Below are 17501 nucleotides of genomic sequence, written 5' to 3' on the forward strand. Positions count from 1 at the left end.
AAAAGGCGGCATCGCTGCCGCCTTGTTCGCTTAAGGTCGATAAACCTTTACGTTTTTAAAACCTTGCTCATGCAGATAAAGCGCCTGCAATCGACTCATCACACCGCGATCGCAATACAACAGCCAGGTTTTATTCTGATCAAGATTGCCAAACTGCGTGCTGAGCTTGTAGAACGGCATCGACTTCACTTCCGTTGCCGAAAGCTGTAGCGGTTTGTCTTCCTGTTCATCAATGGCGCGGATATCCAACACGATATCGTTAGTGCCTAATGACGCCACAGTTTCAACTTCCACCACCTCTTCTTCCGTTTGCTCCGCAATCTCGCGGATATCAACGTTAGTGGCTTCTTCAATCACCTGGTTCAGAATGTCGAAATTGAAATTGCGCTCTTCTGCTTCAATTTTCGATTTCACTGCTTTAACCGTTGGACTTTTGGAAATCACGCCGCAATATTCTGGCATGGTGCTGGCGAAATCTTCCGTACCGATTTCACGCGCAATTTTGATGATGTGCTCTTTGTCGTGCGAAATCAGCGGACGCAAAATCAAAGTATCTGAAGCGTTGTCAATCAAACGCAGGTTAGTCAGCGTCTGGCTGGAAACTTGTCCCAGCGCTTCTCCGGTCACCAACGCCTGAACGCCGTAGCGTTCAGCAATCTGCGAGGCGGCGCGAACCATCATGCGCTTCAGCACCACGCCCATTTGGCCGTCATCCACTTTTTCCAGAATTTCGCCGACAACGGGTTCAAAGTTGATTGCGACGAAACGCACGCGGTGCGAGCGACCGAAGCGGCTCCACAAGTAATAAGCCACCTGACGAACGCCAATTTCATGCGCTGCGCCGCCAAGGTTAAAGAAGCAATAATGTACGCGACTGCCGCGACGCATCAGCATGTAGCTGGAGACGCCAGAGTCGAAGCCGCCAGAGATCAGTGACAGCACATCTTCTTGCGTGCCGACCGGGAAACCACCCAAACCTTCGTAACGCGCAGTGACCAATGTCAGGCGATTCTCTTCAACTTCAAGATTTACCGTCACTTCAGGCTTGTTGAGCTGTACTTTTGCAGTCTCAATGTGCTGGTTCAGACCGCCACCAACATAACGCTCGACGTCTTGCGAACTGAAACTGTGCTTGCCGCGACGCTTCACGCGCACGCAGAAAGTTTTGTTTTCCAGGCTATCGCGATACTGCACCAGCGTCTGTTCGAAAATATTGTGGATGTCGGTATATTCACGGTCTTCGACTGCCAACACGTGATGAATACCTGGGATGCGCGTTAACTCATCGGCAATCGATGTCCGCAGCGACTCATCTTTTGAGCGCACTTCAATGTGATCCCAGTGACGTACCACCGCGATCTCTTCACTGACGGTTTTCAGAACGTTGCGAATATTACTGGCTAAAATCTTAATAAAGCGCAAGCGCACCGACTGACTTTTGATGGTGATTTCAGGAAATAACTTGATGATAAACTTCATGATGGCGACACAGCTTCGTTGGGCAAATAAGTGCTAAAACAGGCAGCACTTAGCTGGTAAAATCACAAAAATTGCGGGCTACGAGGCGCATCCGCATCCGAGGCGCGAGAGTATATCACCTTTGTCCGATGACTGCTTCTGCAACCGCCGCCACATTGATTATTTTGCTAATCATTTCGTCTCAGCTACCATGTCGGATTGCGAGATGATTCTTAACCGCGAGTCGACACCTAATTATGCCGAAAAAAGCCGAAAAGCCAGCCAGCTTCGAAACGTCATTGCAGCAGCTGGAACAGATTGTCAGCCGCCTGGAAAGTGGTGAGCTGCCGTTGGAAGAGGCGCTGAATGAGTTTGAGCGTGGCGTGCAGTTGGCGCGTACCGGGCAGCAAACGCTGCAGCAAGCAGAACAGCGTGTGCGCATCTTACTGAGCGATGATAAAGACGCCGATCTCACCTCTTTCACGCCGGAAAATGACTAATGGATTTTGCCAACATGCTCAGCGCTTATCACCAACAGGTGAATGCTGCGCTGACGCGCTTATTAGATCCACTCCCTTTTCAGAGTTCTCCTCTGGTGAATGCCATGCAATATGGGGCATTATTAGGCGGTAAACGTCTGCGCCCTTTTTTGGTCTACGCCACCGGCGAAATGCTTAATGCCGATCCAGTAAGCTTGGATATTCCCGCTGCGGCAGTTGAATGTATTCACGCGTACTCCCTGATTCATGACGATCTTCCTGCGATGGACGATGATGCGTTACGCCGTGGCCAACCCACCTGCCACATAAAATATGGTGAAGACACCGCCATCCTTGCAGGTGATGCATTACAAACACTGGCGTTCTCTATCCTGGCGGACCAGCCGATGCCTGGCGTGAGCGCAGAATATCGCCTCGCCATGATATCTGAACTGGCTAAAGCCAGCGGTGTAGCCGGAATGTGTGGTGGACAGGCGCTGGACTTGGCGGCGGAAGGAAAATCCGTTGATTTACCCCAGCTAGAGCAGATTCATCGCCATAAAACGGGCGCGCTGATCCGTGCTGCTGTTCGTCTGGGCGCGCTGGCTGCCGGGGAAAAAGGTCGTCTGGCGCTGCCGGTACTCGATCGCTACGCGGATGCGATTGGCCTCGCATTTCAGGTACAAGACGATATTCTCGATGTGATTGGGGATACCGCCGTGATTGGTAAACGTCAGGGCGCCGATCAAGATTTAGGTAAAAGCACCTATCCTTCATTGATGGGGCTGGATAATGCCCGCATAAAAGCCTGGGATTTGTATCAGGAAGCGCTTAGTGCGCTGGAAATTCTCGCCGCCCAATCCTATGACACCACAGCTTTGCAAGCGTTGGCGAGCTTCATAATTGAACGCGACAAATAACTTCCATAATGAGTCTCTGATGAGTTTTGATATTGCTAAATACCCGACACTGGCGCTAGCGGACACGGTTCAAGAGCTACGCGCTCTGCCGAAAGAGAAATTGCCTGCGCTGTGTGATGAACTGCGTCAGTATCTGTTAGACAGCGTCAGCCGCTCCAGTGGCCACTTCGCTTCAGGTTTGGGCGTCGTCGAGCTGACGGTGGCGCTGCATTACGTCTATAACACGCCGTTTGATCATCTGGTGTGGGATGTAGGACATCAAGCCTATCCACACAAAATTCTGACCGGTCGCCGCGATCGTATTGGCACTATTCGTCAGAAAAATGGCGTGCACCCTTTCCCATGGCGCGGCGAGAGCGAATATGACGTGCTGAGCGTGGGCCACTCGTCTACCTCAATCAGCGCCGGTCTTGGCATGGCTGCTGCAGCCGAGCGAGAAGGCAAAGGTCGCCGCACCGCCTGCATTATCGGTGATGGCGCGATCACCGCAGGCATGGCTTTCGAAGCCATGAACCACGCAGGTGATATCAAGCCGGACATGCTGGTGATCCTTAACGACAACGAAATGTCGATCTCTGAAAACGTTGGTGCATTAAATAATCGCCTGGCGCAAATTCTTTCGGGTAAAACCTATGCGCGCCTGCGCGAAGGTGGAAAGCGCGTTTTAACCGGCCTGCCGCCCATCAAAGAGTTGGTAAGACGTACCGAAGAGCATCTGAAAGGCATGGTGGTACCGGGCACGCTGTTTGAAGAGTTGGGCTTTAACTATATTGGCCCGGTTGATGGCCACGATGTGCTAACCCTGGTGAATACGCTATCCAACATGCGCAGCCTGAAAGGGCCGCAGTTTCTGCACATCATGACCAAGAAAGGCAAAGGCTATGCGCCTGCCGAAGAAGATCCGATTACCTGGCATGCGGTACCTAAATTTGATCTGGCAAACGGTGCACTGCCGAAGAGTGCTGAGGGCTTACCGAGCTACTCAAAAATCTTTGGTAACTGGCTGTGTGAAATGGCAGCTGACGATCCTAAACTGATGGCGATCACGCCCGCTATGCGTGAAGGTTCGGGCATGGTGGGCTTCTCACGTGAATACCCAAATCAATACTTTGACGTAGCAATTGCTGAGCAGCATGCCGTGACGTTCGCAGCAGGTATGGCCATCGGCGGCTATAAGCCGATCGTCGCCATTTACTCCACTTTTTTGCAGCGCGCCTATGATCAGGTGATTCACGATGTGGCTATCCAGAAATTACCGGTGCTGTTTGCTATCGATCGCGGCGGCATTGTCGGTGCCGACGGACAAACGCATCAGGGCGCCTTTGACCTCGCCTATCTGCGCTGCGTCCCTGATATGGTGATCATGACGCCAAGCGATGAGAATGAGTGCCGCCAGATGCTCTATACCGGTTATCACTATCAGGATGGCCCGAGCGCGGTGCGCTACCCACGCGGGACGGGTGTAGGCACCGAATTAACACCGCTGAAAAGTTTGCCGCTCGGCAAAGGTGTTATCAAGCGTGAAGGCGAACAACTCGCCATCCTAAACTTTGGTACCTTGCTGCCTGAAGCTGCTGCTACCGCTGAGGCGCTCAACGCAACGTTGGTGGATATGCGCTTCGTGAAGCCGCTGGATGAAGCCTTAATTACAGAGCTGGCAGGTAAATACGAGGCATTGATTACGCTGGAAGAAGGCGCAATCAAAGGCGGCGCGGGCAGCGGCGTCAATGAGTACGTCATGGCTAAACGTCTGCGTGTACCGGTGTTGAATCTTGGCCTGCCTGATGAATTTATCCCGCAGGGTACGCAGGACGAAGTCCGTCACGATTACCAACTGGATGCAGAAGGTATCCAGCAGCAAATTGAGGCTTGGCTCGCACAGTAATCCCCTCACCTTTCGCTCCCCAACCGGGGGGCGAAACGCCTGCTATGCTTTATGATTCCCTCGAATCATCAGCGACTTTGCGCAGGAGCCATCATGAAAACCATCCAACTGGGTACCACCGATCTGCAGGTTTCGCGTCTTTGTCTGGGTTGCATGACCTTTGGTGAGCCGGATCGCGGCAAACACGCCTGGACGTTGCCAGAAGAGAGTAGCCGCCCGTTAATTCAGCAAGCGTTAGAGGCAGGAATTAATTTTTTCGATACTGCCAACAGCTATTCTGACGGCAGCAGTGAAGAGATCGTCGGCCGCGCTTTAAAAGCGTTTGCCCGCCGCGAAGAGATCGTGGTCGCGACGAAAGTCTATTTTCCAATGAGTAATTTATCCCAAGGCTTGTCGCGCAAAAATATTCTGCAATCCATTGATGACAGCTTGAATCGTCTCGGCATGGAATATGTGGACCTACTGCAAATTCACCGCTGGGATTATGAAACGCCGCTGGAAGAGACGCTTGAGGCGTTAAATGATGTGGTGAAAGCCGGTAAAGCGCGTTACATCGGCGCATCTTCAATGCATGCCAATCAGTTTGCACTAGCGCTTGAGACGCAGGAACGCCATAGCTGGGCGCGTTTCGTTAGCATGCAGGATCAATATAATTTGATTCAGCGTGAAGAAGAAAATGAAATGCATCCATTATGTCTGGATAAAAACATTGCGGTGTTGCCGTGGAGTCCGCTGGCTCGCGGCAAGCTGACGCGTCCGTGGGGTGAAACCACAGCGCGATCGGTTTCTGATGAAGTGAGTAAAACGCTGTACAGCGCAACGGAAGAGAACGATGCTGAAATCGCGAAGCGGGTTGAAACCATTGCAGCGGATAAAGGCGTGAGTCGTGCGCAAGTTGCGCTGGCGTGGCTGTTGCATAAACCCGCCGTAACGGCACCGATTATTGGTGCATCACGTGCGCAGCAGTTGGAAGATTTGGTAAAAGCAGTGGATGTTGAGCTCGATTCAACCGACATTGCTGAGCTTGAAAGTGTTTATCAGCCGCATCCGGCGGTGGGATTTGAGTAACAGCGACCTCAATCTCGATGATTAAGCGGTGTCCAGCACATCGGAGAATTCCCTCTCCTTTCGGAGAGGGAATGCGTCATTAAACAGCCAGCCAGTAATGGCCGACGCCAAACAATATCGCGGCTGAAATGACCCCAGCGATAATGTCATCGACCATAATGCCCATGCCGCCGTGTACATTGCGATCAAACCAGCGAATCGGCCAGGGTTTCCAAATATCGAAAATGCGGAACACGATAAAACCCGCTAAAACCCATTCCCAGCTGTTTACCGGAATGGCCATCAACGTAATCCACATGCCGATAAACTCATCCCAGACAATGCTGCCATGGTCGTGAACGCCCATATCTTTGGCTGTGCGGTGACAGAGATAAACACCGACACTGATTCCTAATAACACCACCAGTGAATAGATATCCTGTGGCAGATAGGTCATCAGAAACCAGAAAGGAATCGCAGCGACCGATCCCACCGTTCCTGGCATATAAGGGCTTAATCCACTGCCAAAACCCGTGGCTAACAGGTGCCACGGATTGCTCATCCGCAAACGGCTTTTTGCTACGTCTTTATCGAGCGTCAAAATGGTCAAATCCTTTATGACTGAATTTCGCTGGCTTGCCGTTATCCAGCAGCGTTAAACCTTCTGATTCTGGCGCAATCTGACCGATGCAGGTAAAAGGTACGCCAAGATGGCCGAGCGCCACATCCAGCGCCCCGCGATGCACTTCCGGCACGGTAAAGCAAAGTTCATAATCTTCGCCTCCGCTTAATGCCCAGCGTAAAACTTCTTCCGGCTCAAAATGATCGCGCAGCGCAGGCGACAAAGGCAATGCGTCCAGATTGATGCGTGCACCGCAGCCGCTGGCTTTTAAAACGTGGCCGAGATCGGAGATCAAACCATCAGAGAGATCGATAGCCGATGATGCCAAAGAACGCAGCGCCTGTCCTTGCAGGATGCGCGGCATTGGGCGCAAGTGACGCTTGATGAGCGCTTCATGAACCGCCGGATCGTTGATACGTTTACGATGCTGTAACAACGCCAGTCCCGCCGCACTGTCGCCCAAGGTGCCGGTAACGAAAATCCAGTCGCCAGGTTTAGCGCCGGAACGTTTCAAGGCGCGGCCTTGCGGCACCAGACCATGAATACCCAGCGTCAGGCTAAGTGGTCCGCGCGTGGTGTCGCCGCCCACAAGCTGCATATCGTAATATTCCAGCAGCTCAAACAGGCTTTCACTGAATGCCGCCAGCCAGGTTTCGTCGACTTCAGGCAAGGTCATTGCCAGCGTCAGCCAGGCGGGATCCGCACCCATTGCGGCGAGATCGCTGAGGTTAACGGCCAGCGCTTTGTAGCCTAAATCGGCGGGATGGATATCACGAAGGAAGTGTATGCCAGCCACCAACGTATCGGTGCTGATCGCCAGCGTCTGTTTTTCTGGCACGCTCAGAAGCGCACAATCATCACCAATGCCGGTTTCGACATCACGGCGGCTGCGCGTTCTGCGATTGAAGTAGCGTGCGATGAGTTCAAATTCACCACAAGACATAGTTGCGTTCCGCTTAACCAATAATGAAAAAAGGCCGGCAAGCCGGCCTTTTTATTTACTTACGATTGGGTCGAATCTGTGGACCCGCTTTATCCAGCACGCCGTTGACAAACTTGTGGCTGTCTTCTGCGCCAAACACTTTCGCCAGCTCAATACCTTCATTGATGGCTACTTTATAAGGCACATCAGCACGCTTGCTCAATTCATACAGCGAGATGCGCAGCACAGCTCTTTCTACCTGGCCCAGCTCTTCCAGCTGACGCGACAGGTAAGGTTTCATCAGACCATCCAGATACGCGCTGTTGGTCGCCACACCGGACAGCAGTTCGCGGAAATAAGAAATATCGACGTCTTTGACGTCTTGTTCCGCCAGAAACTGGTATTCCACATCGGCAATGTCGTTGTTAGACAACTGCCAGGAGTAAAGCGCCTGGACAGCGCACTCACGGGCGCGACGACGAGCAGCAGGTTTCACAAAATTCCCCTTACAAAAATCAGGCTTTGATGGCTTTCAATACGTTAATCATTTCGAGCGCGGTCAAGGCTGCTTCTGCACCCTTATTACCGGCTTTGGTACCAGCACGCTCAATGGCCTGCTCGATATTTTCGGTGGTCAGCACGCCGAACGCGACAGGAATCTCGCTGTTCATTGCAACGCTGGCGATACCGGAGCTGGCTTCACCTGCAACATATTCGAAATGTGCAGTGCCACCACGAATGACAGTGCCCAAGGCGATCACGGCATCATATTTGCCTGTTTTCGTCAACGCACGTGCTGCCAGTGGCAGTTCATAAGCGCCGGGAACCCAAACAACGGTGATGTTCTCATCTTTGACCTGACCGATACGCTTCAGAGCGTCGATCGCGCCATCCAGCAGGCTGTCATTAATGAAGTTGTTAAAACGCGCGATAACGATGGCAACATTGGCCTCAGGCGTAGCAACAGCAGCTTCGATAACTTTCATACTTATCCTTTCAGGGGGTTTGTTTGGCCCCGCGCAGGGGGGCGGATTCTATCATACTCTTCGGCGGCTTGCTCTCGCTTTTCCGCCTGCATTATTGCGGTGTCAAGGTCAGACGCAAATCCGTGCCGACCTGACGGACATCGCTGAATGAAAAGCTTGGTGCATCAGCAAGTTGCTGTAAACCGGGCAGCTGACACAAGCCGCGTCCCTCATCACCTAAAAGCTTAGGCGCGACATACACAATCAACTCATCAACCAAGCCAATTTGCAGCAGCGCACCGGCCAGGGACGCGCCGGCTTCAACCCAAACGCTGTTAATCTGTCGCTTGCCAAGCAGCATCATCATGGCGACCAGATCCAACTGCTGTTCACGCAGCGGCACGCCAATTTGCGTGACGCCTTCGGGCCAGGTTTGCTGATCGGCCGTTTGGCGCATCAGCCACGTTTCGCCCGGCTGCGTAATCAACTTGTGGTGCGGTGTAACGCGATTTTGACTATCCACGATCACGCGTATCGGCTGACGTAGTGTACTTTCATCCAGTAATGACTGGGTATCTGCATTCAGTTCTGACCAACGCACCGTCAGTGACGGATCATCCGCTAACACGGTGGCGCTGCTGCTGAGAATAGCGGAGCTTTGCGCTCGCAGTCTTTGCACATCGCGCCTTGCTGCGGCAGACGTAATCCATTGGCTTTCACCGCTCGCCATCGCGGTGCGGCCATCCAGCGAAGCGCCTAATTTGAGTTGCACCCACGGAAAACCGGTGCGCATGCGTTTCAGGAAACCGCGATTGAGCGCTTCGGCTTCGCTCATCATCAGACCGTGGCTGACGTCAATTCCCGCCTGGCTCAAGCGATGTAAACCGCGCCCTGCCACCTGCGGATTCGGATCTTGCATCGCTGCCACCACGCGGCTGACGCCTGCGGCAATCAGCGCATCGCAACAAGGTGGCGTACGGCCATGATGGCTGCAAGGTTCTAGCGTGACGTAAGCTGTCGCGCCGCGAGCGCGATCACCGGCCATGCGCAACGCATGGACTTCAGCATGGGGTTCACCGGCTCGTTGATGCCAGCCTTCACCCACGACTTCACCATCACGGACAATAACGCATCCTACATTGGGATTCGGTGTCGTGGTAAAACGACCGCGCCGCGCCAGTTCCAGCGCACGCGCCATATAGCGTTCATCGGTCATGGTTTAATCCTGTAAGCGGGCGATCTCTTCGCCAAAATCACGAATATCCTCAAAACTGCGATACACCGAAGCAAAACGAATGTAGGCCACTTTATCGAGCTTTCTCAGCTCATCCATCACTAATGCGCCAATCATTTTGCTGGGGATTTCCCGTTCGCCAGTGGCACGCAGTTGGGTTTTGATATGGTTGACTGCACTCTCGACGGCATCAGCGCTAACGGGCCGTTTTTCCAGCGCCTTCATCATGCCGCTGCTGAGCTTGTCTTCATTAAAGGGTTCACGCACGTCGTTGCTTTTCACTACACGCGGCATGACCAATTCGGCCACTTCAAATGTGGTGAAACGCTCATGGCACACCAAACACTGACGACGGCGACGCACCGACGATCCTTCACTAACCAGACGAGAATCAATCACTTTGGTGTCCACAGCGGAGCAGAATGGGCAATGCATGACGTTACCTGACGCGAGATAAATGGGCCATACAGTGTAGCGCGAACTGCATTTCAACAAAATCTATTCCCGTGCCTTTCCATCGCCTGGCTCACAGCCAGACAACGCGTGCACCTTAGTTATTGAAAAACCACTACGCTTATAAAGCTGCCTTGCAGCACAAGACTACTAACAATCGGAGGTTTTATGGGTTTGTTTAATTTTGTGAAAGAGGCTGGTGAAAAGTTGTGGGATGCGGTGAGCGGCGGTCACGATGACGACCAAAACAAAAAACTTCAGGACCATATCAACAAATTAGGATTACCGGACAGCGATAAAGTCAATGTGCAGGTCAATGGCGATACCGTTACCGTAACCGGTGATGGCATTACTCAGGAGCTGAAAGAAAAAATCCTGGTAGCAGCCGGAAACGTAGCGGGTATCACCAAAGTTGAAGATAAGGTTACCGTAAGCGATAGCGCACCTGAAGCGGAGCTTTATACCGTGAAGAAAGGTGACACCTTGAGCGCGATTTCCAAACAGGTTTACGGAAATCCTAATGAATACAACAAGATTTTCGAAGCGAACAAGCCAATGCTGTCGCATCCTGATAAGATCTATCCAGGCCAGGTTTTACGAATTCCGAAATAACTGACAAGGATAAATTATGATCAGGACGGTTTGGGCGCCGATGGCGATGTCACTGGTATTTCTCAGCGGCTGTAGCAGCACGCCTTCTACGCCTAAAGTGAATAAGCTGCATCAGGAAGTGAGCCAGCTCAATCAGCAGATGCAGCATTTGACCTCACAGGCCAGCGCGCTGGAAATTCAGGGGCAACTCAATAGCCACTCACAGCAAGGCGCATGGTTAGTTCCGCAAGCGAATACGCCGGTAGAACTCCAGACGCAGCTCGGTACGCTCCGCTTGTCGCTGTCTCGGGTTGAAGGTGAAGCGAATGGTTCACGCGCGAATCTGAACATCCGTGCCACCGGCGATCAGCCGATCCCCGCTCTGCGCGCCACGGTTGTCTGGGGTGAATTGGATCCGGCTAGCGGAAAACCGCTCAACGCTGACAGCCTTAATCAAACCATTGACGTGCCAGCCGCGCTGTTGCCGCAAACGTCGGTTAGCGTGCCATTGCGTTTGAGTGGGCTAACGCCTGATCAACTGGGTTATATCCGCGTGCACGATGTGGTGGGAGAAAGCGCCGCCCCAACCGTCTCTGCTGCGCAGTAAGCGCAAAAAAAATGGGCTGCCAGTTGGCAGCCCATTTCATTTTATTTGCCAGAATTACGGCAGAATTGAAGGCTGATCGGCGCCCTCTTTCTCTACTTTCTGTACCAGCATATGTTCGCGTTTCATGCCCAGCTTCAGCGCCAGCGCTGAAGAGACATAAATCGACGAAACGGTACCAATCGTCACACCGATCAACATGGTCAGCGAGAAGCCTTTCAGCAACGCACCACCAAAGATGAACAGGATCAGGATCATCGCCAGCGTCGTCAGCGAGGTGATCAAGGTACGGCTCAGCGTTTGGGTCAGCGACACGTTAGTGATGTCGTAAGAAGAGCCGCGACGAATTTTGCGGAAGTTCTCACGGATACGGTCAGAAACCACGATTTTATCGTTGAGTGAGTAACCAATCACCGACATCAGCGACGCGACAATGGTCAGGTCGATTTCGATGTGGAACAGCGCCAGCAGGCCGCAGGTAATGATCACGTCATGTGCCAGCGCTAGCACGGTGCCCAGCGCCAAACGCCACTCAAAGCGAATACCGATATAGATCAGAATCGCGATCAGAGCCGAAAGCAGCGCCATCGCACCCGCTTGCGCTAAATCGCTGCCCACACTTGGGCCAACGAATTCGATACGCTTCACGGTGGCACTTTGCTGCGTGGTTTGGTTAATTACCGAGACCACTTTGTTACCTAACTCAGTGCCCGCCGGGCCTGAAACGGGCGCCATGCGCACCATCACGTCACGGCTGCTACCGAAGTTCTGCACCAGCGGTTCATCAAAGCCCGCTTTCACCAAATCGCCACGCAGCACCTCGAGATCGGCGGGTTTCTCAAGGCTGATCTCAATAACCGTACCGCCGGTAAAATCGAGACCCCAGTTGAAACCACGCACGCCGACAATGGCAATCGCGGCAACAATCAGTAGCCCCGAAATGATGAAGGCCAGCGTATCCCAGCGCATAAAGTCAACGACTTTACGGCCGTGGTTCAACTGCTCAATAGAATAATCCTGTGCCACGACGCACTCCTCAAATAGACAGCTTGTTGATGCGTTTGCCACCGTAAACCAGGTTAACAATGGCACGGGTTCCAACAATCGCGGTGAACATGGAGGTGGCAATACCAATTGCTGTGGTAATTGCAAAACCTTTGATCGAACCGGTACCGACCGCGTAAAGAATGATAACTTTGATCAGCGTCGTTACGTTGGCATCGACAATACTTGAGAAGGCGCCTTTATAACCTTCATGAATTGCCTGCTGAACGGAACGCCCATTACGCAGCTCTTCTTTAATACGTTCGTTTATCAGAACGTTGGCATCAACGGCCACCGCCAGCGTCAACACGATACCGGCAATACCTGGCATGGTTAACGTTGCACCCGGCAACAGCGACATAATGCCGACAATCAACACCAGGTTAACCAACAGTGCGCTGGTCGCAATCAAGCCGAATTTCTTGTAGAACACCACCATAAACAGAATGGAGGCAAGCAGGCCCCACAAGCAGGCTTCCAGACCCTGGGTAATATTTTGCTGACCCATGGTTGGACCGATAGTGCGCTCTTCAACAATCTGAATCGGCGCGATCAACGCACCGGCGCGCAGCAGCAGCGAGAGCTGACGTGCTTCGTTCGGGTTGTTGATACCCGTGATACGGAAGCTATTACCCAAGCGAGACTGGATATTAGCGACGTTAATCACCTCTTCCTGCTTCACCAGAATGGAACGCCCGTTTGCATCTTTTCTGCCGCTGTCTTTGTACTCCACGAACAAGGTCGCCATCGGTTTACCGATGTTGTCCTTGGTGAAGTTGGACATGATGTTACCGCCCGCGCCATCCAGTGAAATATTCACCTGAGGCTGGTTGTATTCATCCATGCTCGACGTCGAATCAGTGATGTGGTCACCCGTAAGAATCACGCGCTTGTACAGCACGACTGGCTGGCCATCACGCATGTCTTTAACTTCTGAATCACCCGGTACACGTCCGCTAGCCGCCGCACTTGGATCCACGCTGGTGTTCACTACGCGGAATTCCAGCGTTGCGGTTGCACCCAAAATTTCTTTGGCACGCGCAGTGTCCTGAATACCTGGCAGCTCAACCACGATGCGATCAGAACCTTGACGCTGTACCAGCGGCTCGGCAACACCCAGTTGGTTCACACGATTACGCAGGATAGTAATGTTCTGCTGAACAGCATATTCACGGGCTTCGCTGAGACGTGCATCGCTCATGGTGGCGCGCAATGAATCCGCCCCGCTGCTGTTGATCACCAGATCCTGATGACGTGAGCTTAACCAAGAGACGGCAGCATCGCGGCTTGCCGCGTCGCGGAAACGAATTTCCACACCGTAATTAGCGATTTTATTGACAGTGGTATAAGGAATGTTTTTTGTGCGCAGGTCGCTACGCAGCGTGTCGGCGTTCTGCTCTTGCAGTTTGCCTAATGCGGTATCCATATCCACTTCCATCAGGAAGTGCACGCCACCGCGCAGATCAAGGCCAAGTTTCATGGGCTCTGCTGAAAGCAGAGAGAGCCAACGTGGCGTAGCAGGGGCAAGGTTTAACGCAACAACATAGTTTTCGCCAAGCGCTTTCAGGATGGTTTCACGGGCGCGTAACTGCACGTCAGTGTTAGCAAAGCGTGCCGTGATAGCGCCATTTTCCAGCGCAACGGATTTGCTCTGAATATTATCTTGTTTTAATGCGGACTGAATCTGATCCAACGTTTGCTCACTGGCGGCGCTTCCGCGCGCACCAGTGATTTGAACGGCCGGATCCTCACCATACAGGTTGGGAAGTGCGTATAGCAGGCCGACAGCAATGACGACGACCAGCATGATGTACTTCCACAAAGGATAACGATTTAACACGGCAGTTCCCTTAGGGAAATAAAAATTACAGCGCCTTCATAGTACCTTTCGGCAGGACGGCAGCCACGAAATCACGTTTAACAACCACTTCATTCGTTTCATTCAACGCGATAGAAACGTAACCGGTTTCTGATACTTTCGTCACGCGGCCCACTAAACCACCGCTGGTCAGTACTTCATCACCCTTAGAGATAGAATCCATCAGCTTCTTGTGCTCTTTTGCACGTTTCTGCTGAGGACGCAGGATCATGAAATAGAAAATCAGGCCAAATACCACCAGCATGATCACCAGAGAATACGGACTTCCCTGAGACGGTGCGCCTGCTGCGGCCACGGCGTCAGAAATGAAAAAGCTCATTAAATTTCCCTCATTGATGAATTGTCAGACGTTAAAGGCGGAACTTCTTTGCCCGTCCGTTGGTAGAACTCGTTAACAAAGCGCTCTAATTTACCCTCTTCGATGGCTTGGCGTAAACCCGCCATCAGGCGCTGGTAATAACGCAGATTGTGAATAGTATTCAGTCGCGCGCCCAGTATTTCGTTACAACGATCGAGATGATGCAAGTACGCACGGCTGTAATTGCGACAAGTGTAACAATCACACTCTGCATCCAGTGGCGAAACATCATCTTTGTGCTTGGCATTACGAATTTTTACCACGCCGTCGGTCACAAACAGATGACCATTACGCGCATTACGCGTTGGCATGACGCAATCGAACATATCGACACCGCGACGAACGCCTTCCACCAAATCTTCAGGCTTGCCGACGCCCATCAAATAACGCGGCTTATCGTGCGGAATTTGCGGACAAACGTGCTCAAGAATACGGTGCATGTCCTCTTTAGGCTCACCCACCGCCAGGCCGCCCACAGCGTACCCATCAAAGCCAATCTCTACCAGACCTTTCACCGAGACATCTCGTAAATCTTCGTAAACAGATCCCTGAATAATGCCAAACAGCGCATTTTTATTACCCAGGCTGTCGAAGCGGTCGCGGCTGCGTTTTGCCCAGCGCAAAGACATTTCCATTGAACGCTTGGCGTAGTCCCAATCAGCAGGATATGGCGTACATTCATCAAAGATCATCACGACATCAGAACCAAGGTCATGTTGAATCTCCATCGATTTTTCAGGATCGAGGAAAATTGCATCGCCATTGATCGGATTGCGGAAATGAACACCCGCTTCCGTGATTTTACGGATGTCGCCAAGGCTAAAGACCTGGAACCCGCCGGAATCGGTCAGGATTGGGCCTTTCCACTGCATAAAATCGTGCAGATCGCCATGTAGTTTCATGATCTCCTGACCCGGACGCAGCCAGAGATGGAAGGTATTGCCCAGAATGATCTGAGCGCCGGTTTCTTGCACTTCTTCCGGCGTCATTCCTTTTACTGTGCCGTAAGTCCCGACTGGCATAAACGCCGGGGTTTCTACCACACCGCGATCAAAAATCAGACGGCCACGGCGCGCGCGCCCGTCTGTGGTATCAAGTTCAAATTTCACAAAGCCTCCATCGGAGAAACAGTCCGATGCTTATAACCGTCATACTTCAAACTGCCTGCGCGTTAGCTGCTCTTGTCCACCCGAATCACTGACCAGAGTAAGCTCATTGGGATGAACGCGTTTGCCGCTTTCAGGCAATTCGAATTATTTAGGTTATCGCTAATATAATCAGGCGCCGACGATCTCTTGCGGTGCCTGCGGGTTTTTGCTGATAAACATCGCATCGCCATAACTGAAGAAACGATATTGCTCAGCCACAGCAGCTTGATACGCTGCCATGGTGTGCTGATAGCCGGCAAATGCCGAAACCAGCATAATCAGGGTCGATTCGGGCAGATGGAAATTGGTGATCAACGCGTCGATCACCTGATAGTGGTAGCCCGGATAGATAAAAATTTGGGTGTCGTCAAAGAAAGGGGCAATCAATGCCTCCTGGCTGGCTTTCGCCGCACTCTCCAACGAACGCACTGAAGTCGTGCCTACCGCCACAACTCTATTGCCGCGCGCTTTACACGCCAGCACCGCATCTACCACTTCTTGCGGTACTTCGGCGTATTCGGCGTGCATATGATGCTCTTCAATGGTTTCAACGCGCACCGGCTGGAAGGTTCCCGCGCCGACATGTAACGTAACGAAAGCCATTTCAACGCCCTTCTCTTTCAGCGCCTGAAGCAGCGGTTCGTCAAAATGCAAACCGGCGGTTGGCGCGGCTACCGCACCCGGACGTTCGCTGTAAACCGTTTGATAAAGTTCACGGTCTGCCTCTTCATCGGGACGATCGATATAAGGCGGCAGCGGCATATGCCCGACGCTGTTAAGAATGTCCAGCACGGCGCGGTCATCTTCAAAGACGATTTCAAACAGCGCATCATGGCGTGCCACCATAGTGGCTTTTACGCTTTCGTCATCGCCCAGCAGCAACTCTGCGCCCGGTTTAGGCGCTTTTGAGGCGCGTACATGTGCCAGCACGCGCTTGTCGTCGAGCATGCGCTCTACCAGCATTTCGATTTTGCCCCCGCTGGCTTTGCGACCAAAGACACGAGCAGGAATCACGCGGGTATTGTTGAATACCAGCAGATCCCCGGGGTTGAGCTTATCCAGCACATCCGTAAATACGCCGTGCGTTAGTGCGCCACTTTGGCCATCCAGCGACAGCAAACGGCAACCGCTGCGCTGCGCCTGCGGGTAATGGGCGATAAGAGATTCGGGCAATTCAAAAGCAAAATCGGCGACACGCATGCAAGACTTCTTTCTCAGGCAAAAACAGGCGGCACAGTTTAGCGGAAAATCGACCAATTCTGAACAACTGGCTGCGCAAAGGCAGTTCAGCCTATAATGCGCCCATGAACTTTCTTGCTCATCTTCACCTCGCCCAGCTCGCCGACAGCTCGTTACTCGGCAATCTGATGGCTGATTTCGTTCGCGGAAACCCGCATCAGCACTGGCCAACGCCGGTCGCTGACGGCATTCTTATGCACCGTCGTCTAGACGTCATGACCGATTCGCTGCCAGAAGTCCGTGAAGCGCGTCAGCTGTTTCGCCCCGAAACCTATCGCGTTGCGCCAATTACTCTGGACGTGATTTGGGATCATTTTCTGGCGCGTCACTGGACCACGTTTCATACCACGCTGTCGCTGGCGCAATTTTCTGCCATCGCAGAAAAAGAGATTATGCCGCAGCTGGCGTCCACGCCTGATGAGTTTAAATCGCTGAACGCCGTAATGTGGCGTGAACGCTGGTTTGAGCATTATGCGCAGCCCGCAAGGCTTGAACGCGTGCTGCATGGCATGGCGAGCCGGCGTCCACGCTTAGCTGCCCTGCGCCACTCCTATCAGGATTTTGTCGATCACTATCCGGCGCTAGAAAAACTTTTCTTTCAGTTTTACCCGCGCCTGATGGCGCTGGCACACCAGCGGCAACTTTAGAATTCG

At 52.6% G+C, this 17501-nt stretch carries 19 protein-coding genes; 7 read left to right on the top strand and 12 right to left on the bottom strand.

Going from position 1 to position 17501, the window contains the following annotated elements:
• Positions 1-30: 30 nt before the first annotated feature.
• Entirely contained in the window at positions 31-1479 is a 1449-nt protein-coding gene (gene thiI, locus SC127_RS04390; RefSeq protein WP_243078413.1) for a tRNA uracil 4-sulfurtransferase ThiI, read from the bottom strand.
• 236 nt (positions 1480-1715) lie between these two features.
• Between thiI and xseB the strand changes: the two genes are divergently transcribed.
• The 4 genes from xseB (at position 1716) to SC127_RS04410 (ending at position 5810) form a co-directional block, all read left to right on the top strand.
• On the top strand, positions 1716-1958 hold the full coding sequence (gene xseB, locus SC127_RS04395; protein WP_215847450.1) for an exodeoxyribonuclease VII small subunit: 243 nt from the start codon (positions 1716-1718) through the stop codon (positions 1956-1958).
• On the top strand, positions 1958-2857 hold the full coding sequence (gene ispA / locus SC127_RS04400) for a (2E,6E)-farnesyl diphosphate synthase (protein WP_243078414.1): 900 nt from the start codon (positions 1958-1960) through the stop codon (positions 2855-2857). The genes xseB and ispA overlap by 1 nt, the downstream gene beginning before the upstream one ends.
• Before the next feature lie 19 nt (positions 2858-2876).
• Complete coding sequence (gene dxs, locus SC127_RS04405) at positions 2877-4742, top strand: 1-deoxy-D-xylulose-5-phosphate synthase (protein ID WP_243078415.1); 1866 nt, start codon at positions 2877-2879, stop codon at positions 4740-4742.
• 93 nt (positions 4743-4835) lie between these two features.
• Complete coding sequence (locus tag SC127_RS04410; RefSeq protein ID WP_332625395.1) at positions 4836-5810, top strand: aldo/keto reductase; 975 nt, start codon at positions 4836-4838, stop codon at positions 5808-5810.
• A gap of 79 nt (positions 5811-5889) precedes the next feature.
• Here the strand turns inward: SC127_RS04410 and pgpA are convergent, their stop codons facing one another.
• The 6 genes from pgpA to nrdR form a co-directional block, all read right to left on the bottom strand.
• Complete coding sequence (gene pgpA, locus SC127_RS04415; protein ID WP_215847453.1) at positions 5890-6390, bottom strand: phosphatidylglycerophosphatase A; 501 nt, start codon at positions 6388-6390, stop codon at positions 5890-5892.
• Positions 6377-7354, bottom strand: a complete 978-nt coding sequence (thiL, locus tag SC127_RS04420; RefSeq protein ID WP_215847454.1) for a thiamine-phosphate kinase — start codon at positions 7352-7354, stop codon at positions 6377-6379. The genes pgpA and thiL overlap by 14 nt, the downstream gene beginning before the upstream one ends.
• Before the next feature lie 55 nt (positions 7355-7409).
• Positions 7410-7829: a transcription antitermination factor NusB gene (nusB, locus tag SC127_RS04425; protein WP_215847455.1), complete on the bottom strand. Its 420-nt coding sequence runs from the start codon at positions 7827-7829 to the stop codon at positions 7410-7412.
• 19 nt (positions 7830-7848) lie between these two features.
• Positions 7849-8319 (bottom strand): 6,7-dimethyl-8-ribityllumazine synthase, encoded by a 471-nt coding sequence (gene ribH / locus SC127_RS04430; protein WP_215847456.1) that lies wholly within the window; start codon positions 8317-8319, stop codon positions 7849-7851.
• A 91-nt stretch (positions 8320-8410) separates the two neighbouring features.
• A complete protein-coding gene (gene ribD / locus SC127_RS04435) occupies positions 8411-9514 on the bottom strand; it encodes a bifunctional diaminohydroxyphosphoribosylaminopyrimidine deaminase/5-amino-6-(5-phosphoribosylamino)uracil reductase RibD (protein ID WP_243078417.1) in 1104 nt (367 codons plus the stop codon).
• A gap of 3 nt (positions 9515-9517) precedes the next feature.
• Positions 9518-9967: a transcriptional regulator NrdR gene (gene nrdR / locus SC127_RS04440; protein ID WP_215848327.1), complete on the bottom strand. Its 450-nt coding sequence runs from the start codon at positions 9965-9967 to the stop codon at positions 9518-9520.
• Between the two features lie 186 nt (positions 9968-10153).
• On the opposite strand from nrdR, the gene lysM reads away from it, so the two are divergent.
• Both lysM and SC127_RS04450 read left to right on the top strand, forming a co-directional pair.
• Positions 10154-10597, top strand: a complete 444-nt coding sequence (gene lysM / locus SC127_RS04445) for a peptidoglycan-binding protein LysM (RefSeq protein WP_215847458.1) — start codon at positions 10154-10156, stop codon at positions 10595-10597.
• A gap of 16 nt (positions 10598-10613) precedes the next feature.
• Positions 10614-11183 carry a DUF3251 domain-containing protein gene (locus tag SC127_RS04450; RefSeq protein WP_332625400.1) on the top strand — a complete coding sequence of 190 codons (570 nt, stop codon included), beginning with the start codon at positions 10614-10616 and terminating at the stop codon, positions 11181-11183.
• 54 nt (positions 11184-11237) lie between these two features.
• Here SC127_RS04450 and secF read toward each other — a convergent pair whose 3' ends face one another.
• The 5 genes from secF to queA form a co-directional block, all read right to left on the bottom strand.
• A complete protein-coding gene (gene secF, locus SC127_RS04455) occupies positions 11238-12206 on the bottom strand; it encodes a protein translocase subunit SecF (RefSeq protein ID WP_215847459.1) in 969 nt (322 codons plus the stop codon).
• 10 nt (positions 12207-12216) lie between these two features.
• Positions 12217-14064: a protein translocase subunit SecD gene (secD, locus tag SC127_RS04460; RefSeq protein WP_215847460.1), complete on the bottom strand. Its 1848-nt coding sequence runs from the start codon at positions 14062-14064 to the stop codon at positions 12217-12219.
• A 25-nt stretch (positions 14065-14089) separates the two neighbouring features.
• Positions 14090-14422 (bottom strand): preprotein translocase subunit YajC, encoded by a 333-nt coding sequence (yajC, locus tag SC127_RS04465; RefSeq protein ID WP_215847461.1) that lies wholly within the window; start codon positions 14420-14422, stop codon positions 14090-14092.
• Positions 14422-15570 (bottom strand): tRNA guanosine(34) transglycosylase Tgt, encoded by a 1149-nt coding sequence (gene tgt / locus SC127_RS04470; protein ID WP_215847462.1) that lies wholly within the window; start codon positions 15568-15570, stop codon positions 14422-14424. The genes yajC and tgt overlap by 1 nt, the downstream gene beginning before the upstream one ends.
• Positions 15571-15738: 168 nt before the next feature.
• On the bottom strand, positions 15739-16809 hold the full coding sequence (gene queA / locus SC127_RS04475) for a tRNA preQ1(34) S-adenosylmethionine ribosyltransferase-isomerase QueA (protein ID WP_215847463.1): 1071 nt from the start codon (positions 16807-16809) through the stop codon (positions 15739-15741).
• Positions 16810-16913: 104 nt separating this feature from the next.
• Here queA and SC127_RS04480 point away from each other — a divergent pair, with 104 nt between their 5' ends.
• The gene (locus SC127_RS04480) at positions 16914-17495 is read left to right on the top strand and encodes an ACP phosphodiesterase (RefSeq protein ID WP_332625402.1); all 582 of its coding nucleotides are present in this window, start codon (positions 16914-16916) and stop codon (positions 17493-17495) included.
• Positions 17496-17501 lie beyond the last annotated feature (6 nt).

It is taken from the genome of Pantoea sp. T14 (assembly GCF_036663535.1).
Lineage (GTDB): Bacteria > Pseudomonadota > Gammaproteobacteria > Enterobacterales > Enterobacteriaceae > Pantoea > Pantoea phytostimulans.

Excerpts from the sequence above, each read along its gene's own strand:
- thiI (WP_243078413.1), bottom strand. The coding sequence starts at position 1,479 with ATGAAGTTTATCATCAAGTTATTTCCTGAAATCACCATCAAAAGTCAG.
- xseB (WP_215847450.1), top strand. The coding sequence starts at position 1,716 with ATGCCGAAAAAAGCCGAAAAGCCAGCCAGCTTCGAAACGTCATTGCAG.
- ispA (WP_243078414.1), top strand. The coding sequence starts at position 1,958 with ATGGATTTTGCCAACATGCTCAGCGCTTATCACCAACAGGTGAATGCT.
- dxs (WP_243078415.1), top strand. The coding sequence starts at position 2,877 with ATGAGTTTTGATATTGCTAAATACCCGACACTGGCGCTAGCGGACACG.
- SC127_RS04410 (WP_332625395.1), top strand. The coding sequence starts at position 4,836 with ATGAAAACCATCCAACTGGGTACCACCGATCTGCAGGTTTCGCGTCTT.
- thiL (WP_215847454.1), bottom strand. The coding sequence starts at position 7,354 with ATGTCTTGTGGTGAATTTGAACTCATCGCACGCTACTTCAATCGCAGA.
- ribH (WP_215847456.1), bottom strand. The coding sequence starts at position 8,319 with ATGAAAGTTATCGAAGCTGCTGTTGCTACGCCTGAGGCCAATGTTGCC.
- ribD (WP_243078417.1), bottom strand. The coding sequence starts at position 9,514 with ATGACCGATGAACGCTATATGGCGCGTGCGCTGGAACTGGCGCGGCGC.
- nrdR (WP_215848327.1), bottom strand. The coding sequence starts at position 9,967 with ATGCATTGCCCATTCTGCTCCGCTGTGGACACCAAAGTGATTGATTCT.
- lysM (WP_215847458.1), top strand. The coding sequence starts at position 10,154 with ATGGGTTTGTTTAATTTTGTGAAAGAGGCTGGTGAAAAGTTGTGGGAT.
- SC127_RS04450 (WP_332625400.1), top strand. The coding sequence starts at position 10,614 with ATGATCAGGACGGTTTGGGCGCCGATGGCGATGTCACTGGTATTTCTC.
- yajC (WP_215847461.1), bottom strand. The coding sequence starts at position 14,422 with ATGAGCTTTTTCATTTCTGACGCCGTGGCCGCAGCAGGCGCACCGTCT.
- queA (WP_215847463.1), bottom strand. The coding sequence starts at position 16,809 with ATGCGTGTCGCCGATTTTGCTTTTGAATTGCCCGAATCTCTTATCGCC.
- SC127_RS04480 (WP_332625402.1), top strand. The coding sequence starts at position 16,914 with ATGAACTTTCTTGCTCATCTTCACCTCGCCCAGCTCGCCGACAGCTCG.